This is a genomic window from Dermabacter sp., assembly GCF_032550575.1.
Lineage (GTDB): Bacteria > Actinomycetota > Actinomycetes > Actinomycetales > Dermabacteraceae > Dermabacter > Dermabacter hominis.
On the sequence record NZ_JAWFZC010000001.1, the window covers coordinates 210,807 to 234,777 of the forward strand.

19 protein-coding genes, 1 tRNA gene and 1 pseudogene are annotated in these 23,971 nt (G+C 63.3%); 8 read left to right on the forward strand and 13 right to left on the reverse strand.

The annotated features are described in order from the left end of the window. Positions 1-139 precede the first annotated feature (139 nt). Together E6X30_RS01015 and E6X30_RS01020 are read left to right on the forward strand one after the other, a co-directional pair. Complete coding sequence (locus E6X30_RS01015; RefSeq protein WP_316335555.1) at positions 140-748, forward strand: TetR/AcrR family transcriptional regulator; 609 nt, start codon at positions 140-142, stop codon at positions 746-748. Between the two features lie 4 nt (positions 749-752). Beyond that, positions 753-1,478: a queuosine precursor transporter gene (locus E6X30_RS01020; RefSeq protein WP_316335556.1), complete on the forward strand. Its 726-nt coding sequence runs from the start codon at positions 753-755 to the stop codon at positions 1,476-1,478. Between the two features lie 184 nt (positions 1,479-1,662). Here E6X30_RS01020 and E6X30_RS01025 read toward each other — a convergent pair whose 3' ends face one another. Then, positions 1,663-2,544 (reverse strand): rhodanese-related sulfurtransferase, encoded by an 882-nt coding sequence (locus E6X30_RS01025; RefSeq protein ID WP_070436061.1) that lies wholly within the window; start codon positions 2,542-2,544, stop codon positions 1,663-1,665. A gap of 85 nt (positions 2,545-2,629) precedes the next feature. Here E6X30_RS01025 and E6X30_RS01030 point away from each other — a divergent pair, with 85 nt between their 5' ends. Continuing rightward, positions 2,630-3,586: a PAC2 family protein gene (locus E6X30_RS01030; protein ID WP_034373208.1), complete on the forward strand. Its 957-nt coding sequence runs from the start codon at positions 2,630-2,632 to the stop codon at positions 3,584-3,586. Between the two features lie 5 nt (positions 3,587-3,591). Beyond that, entirely contained in the window at positions 3,592-4,401 is an 810-nt protein-coding gene (locus E6X30_RS01035) for a ParA family protein (protein ID WP_016664586.1), read from the forward strand. Positions 4,402-4,564: 163 nt separating this feature from the next. Here the strand turns inward: E6X30_RS01035 and E6X30_RS01040 are convergent, their stop codons facing one another. Further along, positions 4,565-5,146 (reverse strand): MerR family transcriptional regulator, encoded by a 582-nt coding sequence (locus E6X30_RS01040; RefSeq protein ID WP_016664587.1) that lies wholly within the window; start codon positions 5,144-5,146, stop codon positions 4,565-4,567. A 125-nt stretch (positions 5,147-5,271) separates the two neighbouring features. Beyond that, positions 5,272-5,703 carry an FHA domain-containing protein gene (locus E6X30_RS01045; RefSeq protein WP_061211961.1) on the reverse strand — a complete coding sequence of 144 codons (432 nt, stop codon included), beginning with the start codon at positions 5,701-5,703 and terminating at the stop codon, positions 5,272-5,274. A 224-nt stretch (positions 5,704-5,927) separates the two neighbouring features. Between E6X30_RS01045 and E6X30_RS01050 the strand changes: the two genes are divergently transcribed. Both E6X30_RS01050 and E6X30_RS01055 read left to right on the forward strand, forming a co-directional pair. Then, positions 5,928-6,001, forward strand: a tRNA-Pro gene (locus E6X30_RS01050). A gap of 110 nt (positions 6,002-6,111) precedes the next feature. Beyond that, entirely contained in the window at positions 6,112-8,505 is a 2,394-nt protein-coding gene (locus tag E6X30_RS01055) for a hypothetical protein (RefSeq protein ID WP_316335557.1), read from the forward strand. Between the two features lie 6 nt (positions 8,506-8,511). On the opposite strand, the gene E6X30_RS01060 is transcribed toward E6X30_RS01055, so the two are convergent. The 10 genes and pseudogenes from E6X30_RS01060 to E6X30_RS01105 form a co-directional block, all read right to left on the reverse strand. Next, on the reverse strand, positions 8,512-8,997 hold the full coding sequence (locus tag E6X30_RS01060; protein WP_016664590.1) for an NUDIX domain-containing protein: 486 nt from the start codon (positions 8,995-8,997) through the stop codon (positions 8,512-8,514). Between the two features lie 11 nt (positions 8,998-9,008). Further along, entirely contained in the window at positions 9,009-11,195 is a 2,187-nt protein-coding gene (gene der, locus E6X30_RS01065) for a bifunctional cytidylate kinase/GTPase Der (RefSeq protein ID WP_316335558.1), read from the reverse strand. Between the two features lie 71 nt (positions 11,196-11,266). Further along, a complete protein-coding gene (locus E6X30_RS01070) occupies positions 11,267-12,400 on the reverse strand; it encodes a prephenate dehydrogenase (protein ID WP_316335559.1) in 1,134 nt (377 codons plus the stop codon). Next, positions 12,397-13,275, reverse strand: a complete 879-nt coding sequence (locus tag E6X30_RS01075) for a pseudouridine synthase (protein ID WP_316335560.1) — start codon at positions 13,273-13,275, stop codon at positions 12,397-12,399. The genes E6X30_RS01070 and E6X30_RS01075 overlap by 4 nt, the downstream gene beginning before the upstream one ends. Then, positions 13,272-14,141 carry a ParA family protein gene (locus E6X30_RS01080; RefSeq protein WP_016664594.1) on the reverse strand — a complete coding sequence of 290 codons (870 nt, stop codon included), beginning with the start codon at positions 14,139-14,141 and terminating at the stop codon, positions 13,272-13,274. Before E6X30_RS01080 ends, E6X30_RS01075 begins: the two co-directional genes overlap by 4 nt. Before the next feature lie 115 nt (positions 14,142-14,256). Continuing rightward, entirely contained in the window at positions 14,257-15,204 is a 948-nt protein-coding gene (xerD, locus tag E6X30_RS01085) for a site-specific tyrosine recombinase XerD (protein ID WP_316335561.1), read from the reverse strand. 9 nt (positions 15,205-15,213) lie between these two features. Further along, complete coding sequence (locus E6X30_RS01090; RefSeq protein WP_070436066.1) at positions 15,214-16,173, reverse strand: heme o synthase; 960 nt, start codon at positions 16,171-16,173, stop codon at positions 15,214-15,216. A 149-nt stretch (positions 16,174-16,322) separates the two neighbouring features. Next, a pseudogene (locus E6X30_RS01095) lies at positions 16,323-17,308 on the reverse strand (IS481 family transposase). Further along, positions 17,305-18,549 (reverse strand): MFS transporter, encoded by a 1,245-nt coding sequence (locus E6X30_RS01100; RefSeq protein ID WP_016664599.1) that lies wholly within the window; start codon positions 18,547-18,549, stop codon positions 17,305-17,307. Before E6X30_RS01100 ends, E6X30_RS01095 begins: the two are co-directional and overlap by 4 nt. Continuing rightward, positions 18,546-20,198 carry an ABC-F family ATP-binding cassette domain-containing protein gene (locus tag E6X30_RS01105; protein WP_016664600.1) on the reverse strand — a complete coding sequence of 551 codons (1,653 nt, stop codon included), beginning with the start codon at positions 20,196-20,198 and terminating at the stop codon, positions 18,546-18,548. The genes E6X30_RS01100 and E6X30_RS01105 overlap by 4 nt, the downstream gene beginning before the upstream one ends. Before the next feature lie 432 nt (positions 20,199-20,630). Here E6X30_RS01105 and tkt point away from each other — a divergent pair, with 432 nt between their 5' ends. Both tkt and tal read left to right on the forward strand, forming a co-directional pair. After that, positions 20,631-22,730, forward strand: a complete 2,100-nt coding sequence (gene tkt / locus E6X30_RS01110) for a transketolase (protein ID WP_316335562.1) — start codon at positions 20,631-20,633, stop codon at positions 22,728-22,730. Positions 22,731-22,784: 54 nt separating this feature from the next. Further along, on the forward strand, positions 22,785-23,888 hold the full coding sequence (gene tal, locus E6X30_RS01115; RefSeq protein ID WP_316335563.1) for a transaldolase: 1,104 nt from the start codon (positions 22,785-22,787) through the stop codon (positions 23,886-23,888). The last annotated feature ends 83 nt before the right edge of the window (positions 23,889-23,971 follow it).

Genomic DNA, 23,971 nt, shown 5'->3' on the forward strand with positions numbered 1-23,971 from the left:
TCCGTCAATACATTTTCGTATCGAGATTGATACTAGAATGTCTCAGCCGGCCACCCAGAGACCCCGCGGCGCCCCTATTGTGAACCTCACAACGCCCAATGACACCCCTCAGCTGCGCTCAAAAACCCATACGCGCCGCATGCTGATTGAAGCCTCGATTGATGTTTTCACCCAAAAAGGCGCCCAGGGCGCGACCGTTGACGACCTCACGCGAGCGGCAGGCTTCACGCGCGGAGCGTTCTACTCGAACTTCACGTCCAAAGAGGAGGTCTTTTGGGAGGCCTTCGCCGTCGTCACGAGTCGTTCACTGCAGGCAACTTCCTCCGTGCCACGGAACACCGACAGGCAAGTACAGGGGCTCTTTGAAACTCTTGAAGCGCTTCGCCCGCTCGGCCTCGCCTGGTACCTCATGCACACCGAGGCGGTCGCCCTTGCGCTCCATGACGAAAGTGCGAGGCCCCGGCTCGCGCGCGAGCGTGGCCGGCTTATCACGGGAATCGCCGATACTTTTCGTGAGCTCGAAAAAACGGAACCCATCGCGCTTTCGGCACAGCCCGAGGCAATTGCTGAAACACTCCTTGGCGTATATCTCAATCGCATGGTTGCAGAGTTAGCCACGGGGGAGAGGCTCGAGAAAGAAACCTCCACCATTATTGAGGCCATCCTCGAAACGTTTGTGCACGGGCATGATGGCCACGGCCACCGCACGCCGTGGAACCCGTTTTCCGTGAAAAAATCTCTGGAGTGAGGCAATGAACGAACACCTTCCACAAGCGGGAGATCGCTCTGCACGCGGCAAGGCCGTGTATGCGAAACGAGGGAACTCCCACTATGACGTCCTGAGCGCGCTCATGGCAGTCGTCGTCGTCATTTCCGGTATTGGCGCCGCCAAGGGCGTCACGATCGGATTCGTGATTACCGACGCGGCGTTCTTCCTTTTCCCTCTTGCCTATATCCTCGGCGACATCATCACCGAGCTGTATGGACCGCGTGTAGCGCGCCGCGCGATCCTAACGTCGTTCACCCTCAACGTTTTCGCGGTCGTGTGTTACGCCGTCATCATTTGGCTCCCGGGCTTCGATGACGACTATGGAGTTGCGAAACAGGGAGCGCTCGAGCTCGCGATTGGGCCTGTATGGCAGATCGTTCTTGCTTCTCTGTGCGGCTTTCTTGCCGGGCAGAGCCTGAACTCGTTCATTGTGAGCCGAATGAAGCGGCGCACGGGCGAGCCCGGCATCGTCGCTCGACTACTCATGTCAAGCGGTACGGGCGAGCTCGTCGACACGATCATTTTCTGCACGATTGCCGCGCCGGTGCTCGGAATTACGACATTCGGCCAGTGGCTGAACTACACGGCCTTCGGATTCCTGCACAAGGTCATCGTGCAGTACGCGGCTATTCCCGTCACGGCTTACGTGATCGCGCGGCTCAAGAAAGCGGAACCTAGCTACCAAGAAGCACTCACGCGAATTGCATAGAAGTTGTGGGGGTTTGGCATCGGCGCAGTTCCGCCCCACCACACGCATTACGCCGATAATGTACGTTATGTAAAGTCGGTGCGGAAAGCGCCTCACGGGTCTAGGTCCGACGGCTGCTCATCAATCGTCGGACCCCTACCCCGCACAACGACACCAGCCCTCACCGCGCCGGTGACGCACAAAGCTATTGTTCACACTGACCACACGCGGGAGCGAGACCTTTGCTCGTGCACGCCTCACAGCGCAAGAACTGCTGGCGGCACGCCGGATTCACGCAATTGACATACACCGGCGTTTTTTCTCCGCACGCAACGCATGACCCAAGCGACTCGGCACCGCCGCCGAACTCCATGTGCATGCGCCCATCGAAGACATACAGGGAACCGTCCCACAGGCCATCATTGCCGTATTTTTCCCCGTAGCGGACGATCCCGCCGTCGAGTTGGTACACCTCGCTGAAGCCGCGATTCTTCATGAGTACCGTGAGCACCTCGCAGCGGATTCCGCCCGTGCAGTACGTGACCACGGGGCGATTCTTAAGGTCGTCGTACATGCCGGATTCGAGCTCGCCGACGAAATCGCGCGTCGTTTCCGTCTGGGGAACAACGGCGCCGCGGAAACGGCCAATTTCCGCCTCCATGCGGTTACGACCATCGAAAAAGACGACGTCCGACCCTCGGGCGTCGACGAGGGCGTGCAGGGCCTCGGGACTCAGGTGCTCTCCCCCGCCAATGACGCCCTCAGCTCCCACCTTGACTTCCTCGGGAACGGTGAACGTCACGAGTTCTTCCCTGACCTTCACGGAGAGCTTTGGAAAGTCGCGGCCTGTCCCGTCGGACCATTTGATGTCGGCGGCTCGGAACGGCGCGTAACCTCGCGTACGCTTGACGTACTGCTTCACCGCGCCGATCTCACCGCCCACCGTCGCGTTAATGCCGTCTTTCGAGACGATCACGCGGCCCTTGAGGCCCAGCGAATCGGCGAGTGCAAACTGCCACAGCTTCACTGCCTCCGGGTCGGCAAGCGGAGTAAAAACATAAAAGAGAACGATTTTGTGAACAGCCACGTCACAAGTCTAATCGGCAGCGGAATAACTCTTCGCCAGCCGGGCGTTCTAGGGTGTATAAACCGTGCACATTAGGAGGTTTTCCGTGCTCGATCCCACCACGCTCTTCAGCTATGAACGCGATGTCGACTCACGTTCCCTTCACGCGAGCACGCTCGTCGTGACTCTCGGCTCTTTTGTCGACTCCGGGCGTGTCCAGGAGAAACTCGACGAGTTCATCACGGACAACTATCCCAATCGCATCGTGGGGACGTTCGACTCCGATCAAGTCATCGACTACACGGCGGTGCGGCCGCCCATTTCGCTCGAGCAGGATCACCTCACGGGGTACTCCTCCCCCGCGCTCACTCTTCGCGAGGTCTCGCCCGAGGGCGAGGCGCCGTTCCTGCTTCTCAGCGGCCCCGAGCCTAATTTCCAGTGGGAGCGCGTGGCGCACGCGGTCAGGATCATCGTTGAACAGCTCGGCGTGACGCGCACGCTCGTCGCCACGAGTTTTCCCGGCGCTACACCGCACACGCGCCCCGTCGCGGTAAGCAGGTACGCGGGCGATCCCAAGGACCTGGTTCTCGCAAGCCCGTTCCCGGGCACCATCGAGATGCGGGCGTCCTTCCCGGCTTTGCTCATTGTACGCATGGCTGAGGCTGGCCACCCCATCATCGGCCTCGCCGCTCACGTGCCGTCCTATGCGCACGAGATCGAGTACTACCCGGCTCTCCCTGCGCTATTTACGGCGCTCGATATTGAAGGCGGCCCAGCTTTTACGCCAAACAAGAAGCTCGAGGAAAAGATTGCCGAGGTGCGCGAAGCCCTCGACCAGAGTGCGGCTGAGAACGAGCAGCTTGCCTCACTCATCAAGGGATTCGAGGACAACTACTCGCGTATGGACGGCATGGTGCAGCACCTCACTCCCGGTGCCGACACTCCCCTCCCCGGCGCCGAAAACCTCACGACCGAAGTCGAGGACTTCCTCAAAGAAATCCTCGATGAGCCGGAAAACACGGACGAGGAAGGCGAAGACCCCGGCCCGGATTCGATAGGCTAAATAGCGTGTTTGTCGTCAGCGTATATTCACTCAAAGGCGGCGTCGGAAAGACCTCCGTCACTCTCGGTCTCGCGTCCGCGGCCCTCAACCAGGGCGTGAACGCACTTGTCCTCGATCTCGACCCTCAGGGCGATACCACTCTCGGCCTACTCGGGCACCCGGGAGGTGAGCCCGACATCGCCGAGGTGATTGCGTCAGGGCGAACCGAGACTGTCGACCGTGCCATCGTGCAATCTCCGTGGGTAGCTGGCGAAAACGGCGAGGCTTCTGCCTCGAGCCACCTCGACATCATCCCGGGCAGTCATCGCTCGTCGAGGCTCGACTCCCCCGCCCTCGCGCAACGGAGCGTAAGACGCCTTCGGGAGGCGCTGAACAAGCGTTCCTACCACTACGACATCGTCCTGGTGGATTGCCCGCCCTCGCTCAACGGCCTGACGCAAATGGCTCTCGCAGCCTCGGATCGCTCCATCGTCGTCTCCGAACCCGGGTTCTTCGCCGTTTCCGCTGCCGACCGAGCACTCAAGCTCGCCGATGAACTCCATGACAACGGCATCGCTCCCCGTTTGCAACCGCTCGGGATCCTCGTGAACCGCTATCGCCCCCGCAGCGTGGAACACCAGTTTCGCCTCAACGAGCTGCGCGAACTCTTCGGGGATCGCGTGCTCGACCCCGTTCTCGAAGAACGCGTGGGGCTTCAGCAGGCACAGGGCGGGGCCATCCCCCTCCACGCGTACGAAGGTTCAAGCGCGAAGCAGCTCACCGAGGATTTCGATCGCCTCCTCGCGACGATCATGGACTCGCGTCAGAACTCCTAGGGCTTCCGGTGCGAGGGGCCGCGGCCTTTCGCGGGGCCCGTTCCCCTCGTTGCCTCAATGTCAAACGCCCCTCTACGCATGTCGATAAATCCCGACGTGACATGCATAAAGGGGCGCCAGTAGGCGTGACGGCTCGGCTCAACGTCGAGGCGTCGATGTTCTTTTAGCTGGCTTTACGCGCGCGGCGTGCGGCGAGTTCGTCGCGAAGAGCCTCAGCGGCGTCGTGCTGCGGGTCGACGCTCGGAAGAATCGCAAGATCGGTTTCAACCTCGCGCGCCACTCGACCAACAGCGATACCGAACACACCCTGGCCGCCCTGGACAAGGTCGAAGACATCTTCGGCACTCGTACATTCGTAGACAGAGGCACCGTCGCTCATGAGAGTGATCTGTGCGAGATCGTCGGCGCCGCGCGCACGCATGGCATCGACGGCGACACGAATCTGCTGGAGCGAAACACCCGTGTCGAGGAGTCGCTTGACGACCTTGAGCACCAGGATGTCGCGGAAGCCGTAGAGGCGCTGCGAGCCCGAGCCCGTGGCTGAACGGACGCTCGGCTCAACGAGTCCTGTGCGCGCCCAGTAATCAAGCTGCCGGTACGTAATGCCCGCAGCTTTGCACGCCGCCGGGCCACGGTAGCCGAGTTCGCCGGGAGTATCGACGAGATCGTCGAAAAGGACTCCCTGGGCTTCGGTTGCCGGGACTGTGCTCTGCGCACCAAAGGTGCTGCTATCGCGCTTGCTCACGTGTGCCTCCAGTAGGACTTTCGTGTCGGGGAAGGGAGAAAGTCTCGAGGACAGAATACCCATCCCTGCAAGCTTGCGGGATTAAACGCGCCGAAGTGTGGCGAGAATTTTTTCTCGCCGCGGGTTCACGAGAGCGTGAAGAACGTGAAACGGTACTTGCCGATCTGGATCTCGTCGCCGTTACTCAGGTGGGCTTCCTCGGTCAGCTCGCGGTTCACATAGGTGCCGTTGAGAGACCCCATGTCGAGAATCAGGAAGCCCCCTTCGGTGCGCACGAACGTCGCATGCTTACGGGACACAGTGACGTCATCGAGGAAGATTTCCGATTCCGGGTTGCGGCCGGCCACGGTGCTTTCCGAGTCGAGCAGGAAGCGCGCCCCCATATTCGGGCCCTTGCGCACGATCAGGAGGGCCGTGCCTGCGGGCAGCGCCTCAACAGCCTGGCGATCCTGGGCAGAGAGACCGTGCTCGGCGTCTTCGGTGAACTCCACCTTGCCGTCGATGGGAGAAATTTTGGTGGTCTGCTCGGGGGTGGAGTCAAACACGTGTTCATTCATGTTGCAGACCTTCTTTCTTCACACGCCCCATCCCGCGAACCGGCATGAGAGTCCAAAACTTCCGATCCCATTTTGCCACCGCGTTTTGCGCATATGTTCGTTTTTTGGCCCAACACTGCGAACCTTTTAGCTGTTCTTGACCAAGCGGCAAGCGTGGCACGCCTCACCCTTGTGAATTCGCGATTCGGCAAACACCTCGGCTATAGTGGACAAGTCGAAAACCGCGGGCTGTGGCGCAGTTTGGTAGCGCACACGACTGGGGGTCGTGGGGTCGCAGGTTCAAATCCTGTCAGCCCGACGCGGATCAATGGGCGAGGCACTTCGGGTGCCTCGCCCATTTCTTTGTATTTCGCCCGATGTCTCTGACTTATAGTCGAGAGCAAAATGAGGCTTATGGAGGTTGGTGCAATGCCCACATTTTTCGGTCATGTGACTCACGAAGGGGACATCAAGGCGTGGCCAGAGGTCATCGAAAGCGGAAGGTGTGCACTCGAGGGGTACGTATTGCCGTCAGGGGCACGCTGCGCTCTCACGGGCTCCGAAGGGTCCGACGCTACGTCGCGTCTCATCGAGGCGGAGGGTGTAGGCAGCCTCGCCACGCTCAACGGCGAGTTTGCTCTGGCTTTCATGGACGCTGACTCCTCGCTCGTCCTCGCGCGAGACGTTTTCGGATCGCGGCCTCTTTATTACGCGCGCACGTCAACGGGAATCGCGTTTGCCTCCACGATCGCCGACCTCCTTCGTCACACGGATATCCCGCGCGAGCCCAACACCGACGTGCTGCGCCGCTACCTTCTCGGCGATACTCAGCGCGGTAGTGAAACATTCTTCTCTGGCATCGCTCGCGTATTGCCGGGAGAGTCGGTGAAATTCGCACGCGAGGGGCTCGTGCGCACTCCTCTCCTGGATGCGCATCAAGACGTTTTCGCTGCTCCCTCGAACCCGCGCCGCGCCGACCACTCATGCATTGAAGAGTTCCGGACGCGGCTTACAGATGCGGTCACGCGACGCGCCACCGGCGAGGGGGCGGCCCTCGTGAATGAGCTCGATCCGGTTGCTTCACAAGCCCTCGAGCATGCCGTTCGCTCAACGGATTCGCCGCTTGAGGTCCTGCGCTGTGTACCTAGCGCGGGTGGCCCATCCAGCGATGCCCGCGAGCACCAGGGCGTCGTGACGGGCACGCCACAAAGCTTGAAGAAGGATCTCCCGCTTGTGCTTCGCACGTATGAAGAACCTCCGGTCTCGCTCGAGTCCTACTTTGCGTGGCTTCATCTTCGCGCGTGCATTCAGGGTGAACAGCAGCTCGCTCTCGATACCTATGGCGCCTCGGCGCTCCACAGGGCTTCCGACACTGGATCCTCACTTCTGACCCGCGTTGTGGGTGCGGTGCGAGGGAGCGCACGTTATCGATGCGAATCCCTCCTTGGCCCCTCGCTGCGAAGCGGCGAAAGGGAACGGGCGATTGGCTTCGAACCCTCTCCCGAATACGAGGGCCCTCTCGCACCCCTGGCGACCTCCGGGTCTCATGAAGCGGAGCAGCGCGCAAAAGCCGCGCACGCGCTTGGCGGTCACGTCATGGTGCGCTCCCCGTTCACCGATCTCGAAGTTCTCCGTTTCTATGCGTCGCTTGAGGAGACCGCCTTCGGGGGCGCAGGGACACGCTCCCTCATCGAGGCGGCCTACGACCAGGCACACGAAAAAGCCCCGTCGCTTTCCATGCAGGAGCGAGAAACAGCCTGGTTTAAGCGCATTAAAGGCACGTACTTTTCTTTGTTCTCGTCGCAGACCTTTGGCACCCGCGGATGGTTTGACCAAGCCGAGGTTCTTAAGGCTTTCGATGCGCACATCAATGGCCGTTCGAGCGTCAGCGCCGCCCAGTTGTGGCGCTTCGCGTGTGCGGAACTGTGGGCGCGCGTTTTCTTCGACGCGGATGACCTCGAGGCTCTCGACGCGCATGAGGATTCCGACGTGCTGGCCGACGATAACGGTCAGTCGCTGCCGCCCGATCCGCACACCCCGCTCACCGCTAACGCGGGCAAACAGCTCGATCTCGAGCTGAACGACGGGACGCTAGCACGCCGCTACCCGATTCAGACGGCGAAGTTCTCCAAGGATTCGCGCATGGATGAGGAAATTGCGGGCTACGTCAAGCAGTTCTTCAAGGACCTTGACGAGCGGGGCACGAACGAGGATCGTCACGCAACCGAGAACCGCCGCTGGAATTTCACGGTGTCGGAGAAAATCATTGCGATCATGCAGGGCCGTTCGTGGTTCGTATGGGAAATCAAGCCGTCTTTCGCCGCCAAGCAACTGTCACGGTTCGTGACACGCACCCCCGCGGGGATCGGCCTCGGTGACCCGGTCACGATGCAGCTCGCGATCAATGAGGCTGGGCTTGCCCGCATCACGTATGCCGCGGCCCTCGGTGCCCTCGGGAAGCTGCGAGGCAAACGCGGCGTGTTTTATGAGCACGCGGGAGCCGATGTCCGGGCGATCGACGGTCCAACTGAATACTCGGTGTACCCGTCGAACGTCTCGGCAAAACTTCCGCCAAAGGATCCGGATCTCGTTGCAGCTCACCTCGTGGATGTTATTCGCGAGGTCGTCCCTGCGCGTTTCGTCGAGACTTTCGACGGCGTCGTCGTGATGGATGCGAACGATATCGGGCGCAACGTTCTGGGCCTTGCGGCTTCACGCGAGCGGGAGCACTACGAGGCGCAGTTCGCGGATAACCCACTTGGGCAGGGGTCGCAGCAGACCCCCATGGCCGTCGTGTTCGAGCGCCCCGTGCACGAATGCTGAAGGCTTTTACCGTTTGAAATACGCCGCGCGGTCACCGCTGAAGAGCTGGTCGATCGCGCGGCGCAGGCCTGCCCGAAAGCGACGGTTGAGCTCGGGCATGTCGTCGATCGGAAACCACGCGGCTTGGAGATTCTCACCATCGGCCGGGTGCGGTTCTCCCCTGACGTGGGTGGCCACAAAGGCGAGATCGAGGTAGCTTGCGAGGTCGCCGTTGGCATGCGTGACGGGCCCGACGGCCCCCACATTCGAGAGAAACTCGATCGTGCACGCGCATCCCGTTTCTTCCAGGACTTCGCGTACCCCTGCACGGGCGGGCTCCTCCCCCGGGTCGATAATGCCCGTAACAGGCGTCCACTGGTGGGTGTCGGCGCGCTGAACGAGGAGGCAATGAGTTCTGTCGTCGTCGAAGACGAAGACCGTCACACCCGAGAGCCACAGGTGGTCGTGACCGATCTTCTCGCGGAGCTTAAGAACGAAGTCGGGCGTGGGCATCGCGTCCCTCCTTACCTGTTCTTTCTCTTTTCGCGAACGCGAACGCTGATCTCCACGGGGGAACCGTCGAACGAGAAGTCCTCGCGCAGACGACGCTCGATAAAGCGGCGGTAGCCGTGTTCGAGGAAGCCTGAAGCGAAAATCACGAAGCGGGGCGGACGCGTACGGGCCTGCGTCGCAAAGAGGATGCGCGGTTGCTTGCCGCCTCGCAACGGGTGCGGGTGCGCCGCAACTAGCGTTCCGAGGAAGGCATTCAGGCGCGAGGTCGGGATGCGCGTGTCCCACGATTCGAGTGCGAGATCGAGCGCGGGGACGAGCTTGTCCGTGTGTCGCCCGGTGAGAGCGGAGATGTTCACGCGGGGAGCCCATCGAACGTGGGAGAGGTCCTTCTCGATTTCCCATTCGAGCTGGGCGCGCCGCTCTTCATCGATCAAGTCCCACTTATTGAACGCGAGCACGAGTGCGCGGCCGGATTCAAGGACCATGTCGATGATCTTGAGGTCCTGGGTCGAAATCGGTTCTGATGCTTCCAGGAGAACGACGGCGACTTCGGCGCGATCGAGCGCGGCCTGGGTCCGGATCGATGCGAAGAAGTCAGCCCCTTCACTTTGGCGAACGCGGCGACGGATGCCTGCCGTGTCGACGAAGGTCCACTCGCGTCCGTCGAGTTCGATGACTTCGTCGACCGGGTCGCGTGTGGTGCCAGCGGTAGGGTCGACGACGACGCGGTTCTCGCGCGCAAGCTTGTTCAGTAGGGAACTCTTGCCGACGTTGGGGCGACCGATGAGAGCCACGCGGCGCGGGCCAGTTGGCTTGGCACGCGTTTGCCCTTCTTCCGGAAGGATGTCGAGGATACGGTCGAGCACATCTCCTGAGCCGCGTCCGTGAAGAGCCGAAACGGGGTGCGGTTCGCCGAGCCCCAGATTCCAGAGGGCTGCGGCCTCGAGTTCACCTCGCTGGTCGTCGACCTTGTTAGCGACGAGGAGCACGGGCTTCTTGGAGCGTCGGAGAACACGCACGAGTTGCTCGTCGGTGTGAGTGATGCCCACGTTCGCGTCAACGACGAACATCACGGCATCGGCGAGGCCAATGGCGAGTTCAGCCTGTTCGGCGACCCGGTAGGCAATGCCGTCAACCTTGTCTTCCCAACCACCCGTGTCGACGAGCATAAAGTCACGGCCAGCCCAGTTCGCTTCGTAGAACACGCGGTCTCGGGTCACCCCGGGGGTATCCTCGACGACCGCTTCGCGGTGCCCGAGGATGCGATTGACGAGGGTAGATTTTCCGACGTTTGGCCGGCCGACCACGGCGAGGACCGGGAGCATTCGTTCATCGTCGGCGCTCGCAACGGGGGCGTACTCCTCCGTCAGGAGGCTGCGATCCTCCTCGTCGAGGCCGTAGTCTTCGAGGCCGGCGCGCAGCGATGCCGTGCGAGCCTCGTCGTCGAGATTGCTGTCGTCGAAAGCCTCGGGGATTTCCCCCGAAAGAGATTCGTCGTTCTCGGGCTCATCATCGATGAGTTCGATTCCGGGAACGAGCTCGAGCACGGTGTTGATGACCTCGTCGATGTCGAGGTCGGTCGTGTCAATAAGGTGCACGCCTTCGGCTGCTTCCGTAAATTCGGAAACCGTCGAATCATCAGCATCGCGGCGAAGAACCTGGTCGCGCATACGCTCGCGCACGTCTTCGGTTTCCTCAAGACCGAGCTGGCCCGCCCTGCGCCTTAGTCGAGCTTCCGGGCTGGCCGTCAGCAGCACGCGTACGTCGGCATCGGGGGCGACGACCGTTGTGATGTCGCGGCCTTCAGCGACACAAAACCCGAGTTCGTTTGCGGTGGTAAACAGAACGGCGCGCTGGCGTTCCTGGAGGATGGCCCGGACGTCCGTGTTGGTTGCCACTCGACTCACGCACGTCGAGATTTCCTCTGAGCGGATCTGGTCCGAAATTTCCGTACCGCCAACGATAATCGCCGGATCATCGGGATTGGTGTGCACCACGAGGTCGAACTCAGCGACGTGGGCCGTCACGGCTTCGCGATCGTCGAGGTCGACACCGCTGTTGAGGCACGACCACGCTGCCGCGCGATACATGGCCCCCGTATCGAGATAGCCACCCTGAAGTGCTCGCGCTGCCTCTTTCGACACCGTCGACTTCCCCGAGCCTGCGGGGCCATCGATCGCGATGGTGACGCCGTTCATGTCTATCCTCCCCTGTCGCTGGTCAAATTCCAAGTTTAGTCGTGGAACGCGTCCACGCGTGCGCCAGCCGATCACTCTGTGCCCGCGCGTGCCCAACCTCTCTTTTCAAGCATCGCGGTGAGGCGAGGTTCGTCGGCGCGCGTGACACTCACGTGCGCGAGCCCCATTCTTTGCCCAAGAGAGTGCTCGAGGCGCAGATCTTCGAGGTTGATGTTCTCCTCCCCCATGTGGGTGAGGAGGCGCGCAAGCTCCCCGGGCTCGTCAGGTACGAGCACCGTGACCCGGCAAAAGCTCTCCGCTCCCCCACCGTGCTTGCCCGGAATCCGGGCAACGCCGTCGTTGCCGGCAGCGATCGCCCGGGCAATGCGGGCGCGCGAGCCCGGTTGCGGGTCCATGTCGTCTAGCGTCTCGAAGGCCCGTGTAAGCCCATCGAGATCCTCGCCTAGAGCCTTGAGGATTGGCGCGATGCGCCCCGCGTTGGCTGAGAGGATCTCGACCCACAGCCTCGGATCGCTCGCGGCGATGCGCGTCGTATCTCGCAGGCCCTGCCCCGACAGCCCTAGAGCCGCTTCACTCGCCACGGTCAGTCGACTTGCGAGCACGCTCGAGACGATCTGCGGAACGTGCGAAACATAGGCGACGGCCTCATCGTGCACATCGGGTTCGATCTCCACGACCGTCGCTCCGAGTTCAACGCCGAGCAGCCGTGCGAGGGCGAAACTTCGAGGGCTGGTCGCAGGCGTCGGAACCACCACGAAGGCCCTGCCCCTGAACAGGTCTCCCCTCGCGGCGACCACCCCTGCCACTTCCCGGCCGGCCATCGGGTGCGTGCCGACGTAGCGAGAGGCGTCAAGCCCTCTCGCCGCCGCACCGTCGAGCATCCCCTGCGCAATGGGCTGTTTCACGCTCGCAACATCGAGCACGCATGCCCCGGGGAACTCCTCGAGAGCGTCGAGTGCCACCGATGCGCACACATCGGGTGGTGTCGCGACAATGACCATTTGCGGCTCGTCGCCCTCGCGGACCTCGCGCCCCACCCCGAGTTCGCACGCGAGCCTGGTCGTTCCCGGGGACGAATCGCGAACGAGAACGTCGAGACCGGCGTGGCCGAGAGCCATGCCGATCGATCCGCCAATCAATCCCGCACCTATGACGAGAACGGGGCCCTCGAGCGCTACAGCTTCGCGACTGGCGCCAATGCTCACAGGCCGACCTCCGCCATCAGGGTGCCGAGTTCTTTTCGGGTCAGTTCACGCGTAGCACCCGGCTCAAGATCGGCGAGAACGACAGGCCCGATTCGCGTGCGCACGAGACTCGTAAGTTCATACCCGAGCGCAGCAAACATGCGGCGAACGATCCTGTTTCGCCCCTCGTGAAGGGTGACTTCGACTATCGCCTCTCGCCCATCATGGGCAACGAGGCTTGCGCGGTCGGCCCGCGCCGGCCCATCGTCGAGTTCGAGGCCGGCACGCAGCTTCGCCAGAATCGACCGGGGGAAGGATCCCGGGCAGTCAAAACGGCACACGTAGGTTTTTGACACCTCAAAGCTCGGATGCGTGAGGCGGTGCGTCAGCTCCCCGTCGTTGCTCAAGAGGAGAAGCCCCTCAGTTTCATAGTCGAGCCTGCCGACGTGGTACAGGCGCACCGGGTAGCGCGCCGCAAACTCCTCGAGAGTGCGGCGCCCCTGCGGATCCTCCATCGCGCTCATCACCTTGCGCGGCTTATTGAGGGCAACCGTCAGTTTCGCCTCGTCGAGCTGCACGCGACGCCCGTCGACGTGAATGACGGCAGTGCCCGGATCGACGCGGACTCCCTGCTCCTGCACGACCTCACCCCCAACAGAGACACGCCCCTGCGCGATAAGCGCTTCGCACGCACGGCGCGAGCCAAAACCCGCATTCGCGAGCACTTTCTGAAGACGTACACCGTCATGGGGAACAGGTTCCGACGGCGCCTGCGAGGAGTCATCCCGACGTGCTCGCGGCGCGCCTGCGGAGTCGCGAAGCCGCACCTTTTTCGGCGCGGTGAAGTCGCTCTTGCGCCGTTTCGGCCTGCGCCCCGGCCGATTCGGGCCCGTCAAGCCGCTGCCCCGCGCGCGAGGAGTTCGCGCGCAAGCTGGCGGTAGGCGTCGGCACCCTTGTTGTTCGAGGCAAACGTCGTAATCGGTTCGGCCGCAACCGAAGCGTCCGGGAATTTCACGGTGCGGTTGATTGCCGTATGGAACACCTTGTCGGGGAAGGCCTCAACGACTCGGGCCACAACCTCGCGCGCATGCAGCGTGCGCGGATCGAACATCGTGATGAGGATGCCATCCATTTCGAGGCGCGGGTTGATGCGGTCCTGGACCTTTTCAATCGTTTCAACGAGAAGGGCAACACCGCGAAGCGCAAAGTACTCGGCTCCAAGCGGGATGATGACGCCATCACTCGCCGCAAGCGCGTTGACGGTCAGAAGACCGAGCGACGGTTGGCAGTCGATGAGAATGATGTCGTAGTCACCGACGACGGGGCGAAGCACGCGGGCAAGAGCCATTTCGCGCGCGACCTCGTTGACAAGCTGGACTTCTGCCGCCGACAGATCGATGTTGGCCGGAAGAATCTCCATGTTTTCCGTCGTCGTCGGCTGGATCGCCTCGCGAATGTCGTGATCGCGCTCCAGAAGCAAGTTGTAAACGGTGAGGTCGAGTTCGTAGCTGTTAATGCCCGTTCCGGCGCTCAGCGCGCCCTGGGGATCGAGGTCTACGAGAAGAACCTTGCGGCCAAGCTCAGCGAGTGCGGCACCGAGATTAATGACCGAGGTCGTCTTCCCCACGCCCCCCTTCTGGTTCACCATCGAAATGATTCGCGCGGGTCCGTGAGAGTCGAGTGCCTTCGGCTCGGGAAAGTCCGGAAGCGGGCGCCCCGTGGGGCCGTAATTGAGGTTCAAATCAAGCTCGCTCTTTGTCACGTGTACCTGTCCCTACGTCGTTGGTGTTCGCGGGCTTTCGCGTGCACTCACTGCACGCGGCCCATGAAAATAAGTCTAACCGGCAGCCCTGGATACGAATTCCACCCGCGCCCCACTACAGCGCTCGCGGGTGAGAGCTCGCGTGTATTTCTCGAAGCGCCTGTTGACCCAGGTGTGTGTAGAGCTGGGTCGTCGTGATTGAGGCGTGCCCTAGCAGCTCCTGCACCGTGCGGACGTCGGCCCCACCTTCCAGAAGATGCGTCGCATAGCTGTGACGAAGCGTATGAGGACTCACGTGTGCCGTGATGTTCGCATCCTCGGCTGCGGTCTTGACGATCGCAAAGGCGGCTTGCCTCGTCAGGCGCGTGCCCCTGTTGCCCAGAAAGATCGCAGGGCTTCCGCTTCCTTTCGCGAGAAACGTTGGACGAGCCCGAGTGAGGTATGCCTCGAGTGCCTCGAGGGCGTAGCGCCCGAGCGGGATAAGACGCTCTTTATTGCCTTTTCCGCGCACGCGAATGATCTGATCGGCTAGCGCAGTGTCATCAACGTCGAGCGCGAGCGCCTCGCTGATGCGGCAGCCAGTGCCATAGAGCACCTCGACGAGGGCCCGGTTGCGAAGGGCGCGCTCGGCGGCAAGTCCCCCGGTGAAAGGCCCCGACGCCGCATCGATAAGCGCGGTTACCTCCTCAACGCTCAAGGCATCGGGAAGGCGCAAAGGACGGGAGGCTTCGCGTACCCGCGCCGCCGGATCGCCCGTTCGCGTTTCGTTCTCTTCATCAAGGAAGCGGTGGAAGGCACGGATCGAAGCGAGCGCTCGCGCCGCGGACGAAGGCGCAAGGGGAGCAGTTCCCGCGCTCCCCTCCCGCAGAGCACCGATATACCCCGCAATCGTGGGCGTTTGAACATCGCGCACATCGATCGCGCTCTCGTCGAGATACGAAAGGTACCGCGTGAGATCACGGCGGTACGCAGCGACGGTATTGGGGCTCAATCCTCGTTCGATGCGAAGGTGCGTGAGGAAGTATTCGGCAAGGCGTGTAGCGCTGTCGACGCGCTGGGGCATGAGGTCTCTCTAGAGCACCACGAAGGGGTCGATGGCAAGCGCGACGAACACGAGCGTGAGGTACGTGATCGACGCGTGGAACACCCCCATCGGATTGAGCTTTGAACCGGTCATACCGCGCCGCACGCGAACCGCGTATCGCACAACCAGGAACAAGAACCAGCCGCCGAACACGATCGAGCTCACCGTGTACACGATGCCGGTGGGTGCGAGGGGGATAATCGCAAATGAGCACAGCAGCATCATGACCGTGTGGAACACCATGTGCTTCGCGACGGTCGTACGCGAGCTCACGACGGGGAGCATAGGAACCTCGGCGCGCGCGTAGTCCTGCGTAAAACGCTCGGCAAGCGGCCAGTAGTGCGGCGGCGTCCAAAAAAAGATCACGAGGAAAAGAAAGAACGCGCTCCATGAGACGCCACCCGTGACGGCTGACCAGCCGATCAATACCGGCATGCAGCCCGCAATCCCGCCCCACACGATGTTCTGACTCGTGCGGCGCTTGAGAATCATCGTGTAAAACACGACGTACAGCAGGATCGCGCCGAGCGCGAGGAGTGCCGAAGGCGCGTTGACAAACGCCCACAGGTACACCACCGAGAGCGCGCACAGGGCGAGCCCGAATGCGAGAGCCGCCTGCGGCGAAACCTCACCCGTGACGAGCGGGCGGTTCTTCGTGCGCTTCATCTTCGCATCGATGTCGCGGTCCAGATACATGTTGAGGACGTTCGCGCCACCGGCCGCGAGGTAGCCACCCACCATCGTGTTGAGGATCAGCAGCCACGACGGGAAACCACCGGCCGCGAGAAACATCGTGGGGATAGTGGTGATGAGCAAGAGCTCAATAATGCGCGGCTTTGTGAGAGCAACGTACGCGAGAAGGGTGCGGCGAAGCGAGCGGTCACTTCCGCCTCCATGCTGCGCCGTCGCCTCATGGGAAAGGGTGGTCGTGCCGGGGCTCTGATTCACTCGCGTTCCTCGATTGCGTGGAGATTGCGTGGACGACAAGGCTAGGGTGGGCCTTGTGATAGGGATTGGCCACAGCCAAGGGCCTAACGTCCCTCCACAATAGTCGCCCGGGAGGCCGGGAGCCAGGATCTCTCGGGTAAGTCACGCCACTAGATGTACTGCTCGGGGACGTTGATCAATCGTGAGAACGGCGGCTGGTTGTCGCAGGCCGTGTGCGGGCGGTGCTGGTTGTACTGGTGCAGCCAATCCGGCAGGGCGTCGCGTCGTTCTTGCTCGCTGGTGTAGCAGCGGGCGTAGGCCCACCCGTCGGCCATGGTCCGGTGGAAGCGCTCTACCTTGCCGCTGGTCTGCGGCCGGTACGGACGCGTCCGCATCGGGGGGATCGAGAGGGCCTCGCAGGTGTCCCGCCACAGGTGCGAGCGATAGGCGCCACCGTTGTCGGACAGCACCCGCTCTACGGAGACGCCGCGATCGGCAAACCACGCCACAGCCCGATGCAGGCCCCCGACCGCGGTGACGGCGGTCTCGTCGTCGTGGACCTCGGTGTACGCGACGCGGGAGTGGTCGTCAATGACGGTGTGCACGAACGCGTACCCGAGCCTGGGGTTGTGCCACTTGCTCTTCGGCTTACCCGGTGTCGCCGTTCGGTTGTGGTCGCCTTGGCGGCGGCCGACGTAGCGCCAGCCGCCACCGTCGGGGATGTTCCCGAGCTTCTTCACGTCCACGTGGACCAGGGAGCCGGGGTGGGGTGTTCGTACCGGCCGATCGGTTCGCCACTCTCGCGGTCCACGTAGGAGAGCCGGTTCAGTCGGGCACCGGCCAAGATGCGGTGGACGGTTGAGGGCGCGATGCCGAGTCGGGCGGCGAGCTGCACGGGGCCCTCACGCAGCCGTATCCGCAGGCTGACGCACCGCTTCGTCGTCGCCTTGTCCGTCTTGTTCGGTGAGGTCTTCGGCCGGGACGAGCGATCCTGCATCGACTCGCCGGCGCGATAGCGGTCGACCCACCTCTTCACGGTCGGCCAGGAGACCTTGAAGCGAGCGGCGACTTCGCTGATGGGCCTACCGTCGTCGACGACGAGCTGAGCCACCTTGAGCCGGTGGCGAGGTGTCAGGGTGGCGTTGGCGTGCATCACTCCTCACCTGCTGCGACGGGCGTCGTCCGCGGCGTTCGGAGTTGCCCAAGGACTGCAAGGAGGATCGTCGTGGCGAGCGGCACGAGTCCGGCGGCGATGAACAAGCTGGCAGCGGCGATGTGTCGGCTGAGGAGTCCGGTGAGTGCGATGGACAGTGGCATGAAGGCGATGGAGATGAAGAAGTCGAGGCTGGCGACTCGGCCGAGCATCTCCAGCGGTACGTGTTCCTGCAGGACCGTGCCCCAAATGACCATCCCGACTCCGATCGACGCACCGTAGACCGCCAGTCCGGCGCTGATGATCCACGGATTGTTGGTGAATGCGGAGATGGCCAGTGGAAGGCAGCCGAGTGCCCATGCGCCGACCATTACGGGCAGGAAGTGTGAGGGTGTGGGCCATGAGCCGGCGACGAGGGAACCCACCAGGCCGCCGACGCCCAGAGCTCCGAGGACGACTCCGTACACAGCCGGACCGTTGTCATGGGTCGAACGTACAAGCGCGGGCAGGAGAACTTCCAGCGGGCCGGTCACGGCCAGGCCCATGGCGGCCGCCAACAGCACGCTGGAGCGAACCCAGCGCGTGCGGGCGACGTAGCCGAACCCGTCGAGCAGGTCCCGCAGCGCAGAGGTGGCCGGAGCTTCGGCGTCGGTCTCGGCTGAGCAAGGGGCAGGAAGCCGCAGGGCGGCGATCAGGGCGAGTCCGACCGCGCCGGCGATGAGGTACCCGCCCGCGGCGGGCACGCTCGCGCCGATGACGGCACCGACGACACCGGGGGCGAGGGTCTGTCCTACCAGCGGCCGGGTGGTCCCTTCGAGCCCATTGACGGCCATCAGGTCGTCGCTTCCCACGAGGACGGGCACGAGCGCGGTGTAGGCCGGGAAGAAGAAGGCGGTCGAGACGCCGATGATGAACGCGGACACTGCCAGCATCCAGAAAGTGGCCGCGTCGAAGATGGCGGCGGTGGAGGTCGTCGTCGAGGTGGCGAGGTTGACAGTGAGGACGCCGACGATGACGGACTTCTTGGCGACGCGGTCCGCAAGTACCCCGGCGGGCAAGGAACCTGCGAGCAGGCCGATGCCGCTCCACGCCACGACACCCGACAAGGTGGCCGCCGTGGCGCCCAGGTCGAGGGTCTGCATGGCTAAGTAGAGGGCCCAGGCACCCTGGGCGAAGACGGTGAGCACCATCGCTGCAAACAGCGGTCGGTAGCCGGGGACGGACAAGGGGCGAAGGGGGTTCATGGCAGGTCCTTTGGGGCAAGGCTGAGGTGGGGCCAGTCGGTGAGGTCGTCGAGCATCTGCCGGTCGTGCGTGGCGACGATCGTGGCGCAGGAGGTCCGCAGGAGCTCGGTGGTGATGTCGTCGACGAGGCTCGATGACAGATGGTTGGTGGGCTCGTCCAGGAGCAACAGGTCCGGGTCCACCGCCAGGCACATGGCCAGATGGAGGCGGCGTTGTTGCCCTTGCGACAGGTGCCCCACGGGTGTGCGGGTTGCCGCGGGCTCAAGCAGCCCGAGTGAGCCGAGGGAGGGTGCCTGTGATCGGCGGCCCTGCGTGGCCAGGTACGTCTCGTAGACCACGTGTGCGGGGAGGGCGTCGTCCCAGTCAGGGACCTCTTGAGACAACAGGGCGACGCGCACCCTCGGGTTCACCCGCAGCTGGCCTGTACTCGGGGCCAGTCGCCGACCGAGAAGCCCCAACAGTGTGGACTTCCCAGCACCGTTCGGCCCGGTGACCACCAACCGGTCTCCACCGCTGATGTCCACCGAGACCGGGGTGGTCAACTGGTCAGTCACGGTGAGCATGGAGGCGTTGACGATGTTCTGACCGGTCCGCGCTGACGATATGGGCCATGCCAACCGCAGCGGTGGCTCTGGCACGTCGATCTGATGACGCTCTAGGTCCACGATGCGGCGGTTGAAAGCCTGGACCACCCCGGCAGCGCGCGTAGCCCGTTGGTGCTTGCCCGTTCCCTTGTCGGGTCGCCAACCGCCTTGCGACAGGCGGGAGCGTGCGTCGTCGGCGGCGCGGGTCAGTTCCTGATGCCGGGCGACCTGGGCGGCATAGTCTTGCTCCCAGGCGGCCCGTTCTCGTTGCCGCCCTTCGATCCAGCCCTCGTAACCGCCCGCGTAGGTGCGCGGAAGGCCATCGCGGGTCGGGTCGAGGTCCAGGAAGCTGGTCGCCACGTCGCGCAGCAGGGCGCGGTCGTGGCTGACTAAGGCCAGGCCACCGGGGTGGTGCCGCAGGCGCTCAGTCAGGAACGACAGCCCTGCCGCGTCCAGGTGGTTGGTGGGCTCGTCCAGCAGCAACAGGTCAGGGGTCGATCCGAGGGCGACCGCCAGCCGTACCCGGTACCGCTGACCGACCGACAAGGTCGACAGGACCCGATCGCGGTCGCTACAGGCGTCCAGGCCCGCCAGGGCGATGTCAACACGGCGGTCTGCATCCCAGGCGTCCAGCCGCGTGGCCGCCTCGAGTGCGGCGGAATAGGCGTCGGCCGCGTCATCGCCCGCGGCCAGCGCCGCGGTAGCCACGTCGAGGGCCTGCAGAGCGGCCCTGGATGGGGCGGTAGCCTCGGCAATGAGGTCACCGACCGTGCGATCGCCCTCGGTGGCCATGTCCTGTTTGACCAGGACGAGGGAACCCACCCGGGTCACCACTCCCGAGTCGGGTTTCAAGATCCCCGCCAGTATGTGGAGCAAGGTGGTCTTGCCCCGGCCGTTGTCGCCGACGATCGCCAGTCGCGACCCGGTGGAGACGGTGACGTCAGTCCCACTCAGCAGCGGCCTGTCGCCGAGTGTCAGGTGGAGTGATTCAGCGCGGATGTGTGCAGCGGATCCTTGGGATGTCCCGATCCAAGCACATGACTGTAAAGGTTCTGTGGTTGGCATTGTGTACTCTCAGCTCGTCATGGAGCCGGGCACCACGAAGCGGCCGCCCGGCAGATGGCCAGGACGGCAGACGAGAGGTCATAAGGGGTCCCGCCGCCGTCAGCGGACGGAACGCAGCTTCATCGAGGCGATGCCTGAGTACATGCGGCCGAGGATACAGAGACCGGGCGATGCCACGCAAGTCAACTAACGTCCCCGGTCAGTGCAACTAGACGTCCAGGTCCGACGCTTGCCGAGCAGCCGTCGGACCCACACGGCACAGCTGCGTGCCGGCGCCGCCGCTGAGCCCTTGTTTCCTGCATTTCCTGAGACAGCAGTCACCTATCCTCCAATTTCGCGCGATACTATCGACACGATTTTGGCCCCTCGCGCCGATCCGGTCCCGCCCTCGGCGCTTGAGATGGATCAACCGATGGAAGGGAAAGAACTTTCGTGAGTAGCAATTTCGTAGCCCCCGAGGGCTGGAGCGATCTCGACAAGCGTGCCATCGACAACGCGCGGATCCTCGCCGCGGAAGCCGTACAGAAGGTCGGCAATGGGCACCCGGGCACGGCTGTGAGCCTCTCCCCTGCTGCCTACCTCCTGTACCAGGACATCATGAACCACGATCCCAAGGATCCGGACTGGTTCGGCCGAGATCGCTTCATCCTCTCGTGCGGTCACACGAGCCTCACGCAGTACCTCCAGCTCTTCCTCGGCGGCTTCGGCCTCGAGGTTGAAGACCTTCAGGCGCTGCGCACCGAGGGCTCGAAGACCCCGGGCCATCCCGAAAACTTCCACACGGCCGGTGTCGAAATGACGACGGGTCCGCTCGGCCAGGGAATTGCATCGTCCGTAGGCTTTGCCATGGCGCAGCGCCGCGTTCGGGGCCTCCTCGATCCCACCGCCCCCGCCGGCGAGAGCCCGTTCGACACCTTCACCTACGTGATTGCATCCGACGGCGACCTCGAAGAGGGCGTGAGCCACGAAGCCTCCTCCCTCGCCGGCACGCAGCAGCTCGGCAACCTCATCGTCATTTGGGACGACAACGAGATCTCCATCGAAGGCGATACCAACATCGCCTTTACCGAGGACACCGCCGCCCGCTACCAGGCCCTCGGCTGGGATGTGCGCACCGTGGACTGGACCAACGGCGGCACCGAGTACGTCGAAAACCTCAAGGAGCTGAAGGACGCAATCGTCGCCGGCCAGCAGGTCACTGACAAGCCGACCTTCATTCGCCTCCGCACCGTGATCGCATGGCCGACCCCCGGCAAGTCCGGCGACCACGCTGCTCACGGATCCGCACTTGGCGATCAGCCCATCGCCGGGCTCAAGGACATCCTCGGTTTCGATACCGAAAAGACCTTCGAGATCGACGAAGAAGCTCTCGCACACGCCCGCGCCCTCATCGAGCGCGGCGCCCAGAAGCATCGCGAATGGGATGCCAAGGTGGAAGAGTGGCGCGCCGAGAATCCCGATGCCGCGGCGCTGTACGACCGCCTGATCGCCCGCGATCTTCCCGCGAATCTCGACGAGGCGCTGCCGGTCTTTGAGGCTGACGAGAAGGGCCTCGCGACCCGCGCTGCCTCCGGCAAAGTCCTCTCTGCCCTCGCTCCCGTTCTTCCCGAACTGTGGGGTGGATCGGCTGACCTCGCGGGCTCCAACAACACGACTATGGCGGGTGAACCGTCATTCATTCCTGAGGCCAACCAAACCAAGGACTTTTCGGGCAGCCCGTACGGCCGCACCCTCCACTTCGGTATTCGCGAGCACGCGATGGGCGCCATCCTGAGCGGAATCTCGCTCTACGGCCTTACACGCCCGTATGGCGGCACGTTCTTCCAGTTTGCCGACTACATGCGCGGCTCGGTGCGCCTCGCCTCGCTGTGCAAGACTCCCTCGATCTACGTGTGGACACACGACTCAATCGGCCTCGGCGAAGACGGCCCCACCCACCAGCCTGTCGAGCACCTCGCCGCCTACCGCGCAATCCCGAACCTCTCGATCGTGCGACCGGCTGATGCGAACGAGACTGCTCAAGCGTGGAAAGCGGTCCTCAAGCGCGACGAGGGTCCCGCTGGTCTTATCCTCACGCGCCAGGGTGTTCCCACCTTTGACCGCGAGGAGTATGCGAGCGCGGAGAACCTCGACAGGGGCGCCTACGTCATGAAGGACGCTTCCAACGGTGAGCCCGAGGTCATCCTGATCGCGACGGGTTCCGAGGTCCAGCACGCTGCAGGCGCGCAGAAGCTACTTGAAGCCGAAGGCATCCCCACGCGCCTCGTGTCGATGCCCTGCGTCGAGTGGTTCGACGAGCAGAGCGAGGAGTACCGCGAATCGGTTCTTCCCAGCGCCGTCAAAGCGCGCGTGAGCGTCGAGGCCGGGATCGCGATGCCCTGGTATCGCTTCCTCGGTGATGCAGGACGCGCAGTCTCGCTCGAGCACTACGGTGAGTCGGCATCGGGCTCGCTCCTGTTCGAGAAGTACGGTTTCACGGCCGAAAACGTTGCGGCAAAGGCGAAAGAATCCCTCGCTGCAGCTCGTAAGTAACCGCCAATCAATCGGAAACTCAGCTCAACCGAACACCTCCCGAAAGGTTTTGCCATGACCGAACTGACGCAAAAGCTCAGCGACCTTGGCGTCTCGCTCTGGCTCGACGATCTCTCCCGTGCACTCATCGACACCGGAGACCTCGAAAAGCTCATGAGCGAACGCAACATCGTCGGTGTCACCACGAATCCCGCGATCTTCAAGGCGGCCATCGCGGGCAAGTCGGTTTACGACCGTGCAATCGCCGACGCGGCTTCGAGCGGCCTCGATGCCGATGCAATAATCACGGAGCTCACGACGCGCGATGTGCGCGATGCATGCGACGTATTCGCGCCGACCTACAAAGCCTCGAACGGCTTCGACGGTCGAGTGTCGATCGAGGTCGATCCGCGCCTCGCGCACGAGGAGGATGCGACCGTCGAGCAGGCGAAGTCCCTTAGCGCACTCGTGGACCGCGAGAACGTGATGATTAAGATCCCCGCGACCGACGAGGGCCTCCCGGCGATCACCCGTGCGATCGCTGAGGGCATTAGCGTGAATGTCACGCTCATCTTCTCGCTCGAGCGCTACCGCCAGGTGATCGATGCCTACCTCAGCGGACTCGAGAAGGCAGCAGTAAACGGCGTGGATCTCTCACGCATCCACTCGGTGGCCTCCTTCTTCGTGTCCCGCGTGGACAGCGAAATCGATAAGCGCCTCGAAACCATCGGCGGCGATGCCCTCAACCTTCGCGGCAAGGCCGGCCTTGCCAACGCGCAGGCTGCGTTTGCCGAATACCTCGAGTATGTCGGCTCCGATCGTTTCGCCGCCCTCAAGGAAAAGGGCGCAAATCCGCAGCGCGCCCTGTGGGCATCAACCGGCGTGAAGAACGAGGCCTATCCCGACACGATGTACGTGGACCGCCTCGTGGGCAATCCGGTCGTCAATACGGTTCCAGGTAAAACCCTCGAAGCCGTTGCCGACCATGCCCGTATCGAGGGCCCCCTTACCGAGAGCGACCTCTCCGCCGCACGCGAGACCCTCGAAACCATCAGCGCCGCCGGAATCGACCTCGACGATGTCTTCGCCGTGCTCGAGCGCGAAGGCGTCGAAAAGTTCGAGGCCGCTTGGGAGGACCTCCTCTCGGCGGTTCGTGACGCCGCCTCGGCCGCACAGTAATACCCCTTTACGCGCCGTGCCCGCGCCCCGTCCTTTGGGTGCGCGGGCACGGCCGCGACAGAAGTCAATACCTACCAAAGGAC